This is a genomic window from Marinomonas sp. TI.3.20, assembly GCF_038155025.1.
Taxonomy (GTDB): Bacteria; Pseudomonadota; Gammaproteobacteria; order Pseudomonadales; family Marinomonadaceae; genus Marinomonas; species Marinomonas flavescens.
The window spans coordinates 1-2,803 of the sequence record NZ_JBAKAS010000046.1 but is presented as its reverse complement, the minus strand read 5'-3'; the positions used below and the strand labels follow the sequence as shown (position 1 = coordinate 2,803).

Genomic DNA, 2,803 nt, shown 5'->3' with positions numbered 1-2,803 from the left:
AAACCACTTTGGTGTTATATGGTCAAGCCTCACGAGCAATTAGTATTGGTTAGCTCAATGCCTCACAGCACTTACACACCCAACCTATCAACGTCCTAGTCTCGAACGGCTCTTCAGGGGACTTATGTCCCAGTGAGATCTTATCTTGAGGGAGGCTTCCCGCTTAGATGCTTTCAGCGGTTATCCCGTCCGAACATAGCTACCCGGCAATGCCACTGGCGTGACAACCGGAACACCAGAGGTTCGTCCACTCCGGTCCTCTCGTACTAGGAGCAGCTCCTCTCAAATCTCAAACGTCCACGGCAGATAGGGACCGAACTGTCTCACGACGTTCTAAACCCAGCTCGCGTACCACTTTAAATGGCGAACAGCCATACCCTTGGGACCGGCTTCAGCCCCAGGATGTGATGAGCCGACATCGAGGTGCCAAACACCGCCGTCGATGTGAACTCTTGGGCGGTATCAGCCTGTTATCCCCGGAGTACCTTTTATCCGTTGAGCGATGGCCCTTCCATACAGAACCACCGGATCACTAAGACCTACTTTCGTACCTGCTCGACGTGTCTGTCTCGCAGTTAAGCGTGCTTTTGCCTTTACACTCTACGCATGATTTCCGACCATGCTGAGCACACCTTCGTGCTCCTCCGTTACTCTTTGGGAGGAGACCGCCCCAGTCAAACTACCCACCACACAGTGTCCTCGATCCAGATAATGGACCTGAGTTAGAACCTCAAACATACCAGGGTGGTATTTCAAGATTGGCTCCAATAGAACTGGCGTCCTATCTTCAAAGCCTCCCACCTATCCTACACAAATAGGTTCAAAGTTCACTGTGAAGCTATAGTAAAGGTTCACGGGGTCTTTCCGTCTAGCCGCGGATACACAGCATCTTCACTGCGATTTCAATTTCACTGAGTCTCGGGTGGAGACAGTGTGGCCATCGTTACGCCATTCGTGCAGGTCGGAACTTACCCGACAAGGAATTTCGCTACCTTAGGACCGTTATAGTTACGGCCGCCGTTTACTTGGGCTTCGATCAAGAGCTTCGCTTGCGCTAACCCCATCAATTAACCTTCAAGCACCGGGCAGGCGTCACACCCTATACGTCCACTTTCGTGTTTGCAGAGTGCTGTGTTTTTAATAAACAGTCGCAGCCACCTGGTATCTTCGACCGACTAGTGCTTACGGAGCAAGTCCTTCACACCGGCCGGCGTACCTTCTCCCGAAGTTACGGTACCATTTTGCCTAGTTCCTTCACCCGAGTTCTCTCAAGCGCCTTGGTATTCTCTACCTGACCACCTGTGTCGGTTTGGGGTACGGTTTGAACATATCTGAAGCTTAGAAGTTTTTCCTGGAAGCATGGCATCAACCACTTCGTCCAAAAGAGGACTCGTCGTCAGTTCTCGGTCTTCCTACTAAAAGGAGGTGCCCGGATTTGCCTAAGCACCTAACCTACCGCCTTAAACACAGACAACCATCGCTGTGCTGGCCTAGCCTTCTCCGTCTCTCCATCGCAATATGTACAAGTACAGGAATATTAACCTGTTTTCCATCGACTACGCATTTCTGCCTCGCCTTAGGGGCCGACTCACCCTGCCCTGATTAGCATGGGACAGGAAACCTTGGTCTTCCGGCGGGGGAGTTTTTCACTCCCCTTATCGTTACTCATGTCAACATTCGCACTTCTGATACCTCCAGCCTGCCTTACAGCTTGACCTTCAACGGCTTACAGAACGCTCCTCTACCATGCCTAATAAATTAAGCATCCGTAGCTTCGGTGTACAGTTTGAGCCCCGTTATATCTTCCGCGCAGGCCGACTCGACTAGTGAGCTATTACGCTTTCTTTAAAGGATGGCTGCTTCTAAGCCAACCTCCTAGCTGTCTAAGCCTTCCCACATCGTTTCCCACTTAACTGTAACTTTGGGACCTTAGCTGACGGTCTGGGTTGTTTCCCTTTCCACGACGGACGTTAGCACCCGCCGTGTGTCTCCCGTAATTGCACTCATTGGTATTCGGAGTTTGCATGGGGTTGGTAAGTCGGGATGACCCCCTAGCCCAAACAGTGCTCTACCCCCAATGGTGAGATACGAGGCGCTACCTAAATAGCTTTCGAGGAGAACCAGCTATCTCCGAGCTTGATTAGCCTTTCACTCCTATCCACAAGTCATCTCCAGACTTTTCAACGTATGTGAGTTCGGTCCTCCAGTTAGTGTTACCCAACCTTCAACCTGCTCATGGATAGATCGCCCGGTTTCGGGTCTATTCCCAGCAACTAAACGCCCTATTAAGACTCGGTTTCCCTACGGCTCCGCTATGTGCTTAACCTTGCTACTGAAAATAAGTCGTTGACCCATTATACAAAAGGTACGCAGTCACGGAACTAAGTCCGCTCCCACTGCTTGTACGTACACGGTTTCAGGATCTATTTCACTCCCCTCACAGGGGTTCTTTTCGCCTTTCCCTCACGGTACTGGTTCACTATCGGTCAGTCAGGAGTATTTAGCCTTGGAGGATGGTCCCCCCATATTCAGACAGGATATCACGTGTCCCGTCCTACTCGTTTTCATTGAAATGGTGTTTTCGTATACGGGGCTATCACCCTTTACTGCGGCACTTTCCAGAGCCTTCTACTAACACCAAATCAACTTAAGGGCTAATCCCCTTTCGCTCGCCGCTACTTAGGGAATCTCGGTTGATTTCTTTTCCTCCGGGTACTTAGATGTTTCAGTTCCCCGGGTTCGCCTCGTATGGCTATGTATTCACCATACGATACCCGCAAGCGGGTGGGTTTCCCCATTCGGA

1 rRNA gene is annotated in these 2,803 nt (G+C 50.8%); it reads right to left on the bottom strand.

Annotation, left to right across the window (positions count from 1 at the left end):
- Positions 1–18: 18 nt before the first annotated feature.
- Positions 19–2,803 (bottom strand): 23S ribosomal RNA (locus V6259_RS19430); the annotation flags it as partial.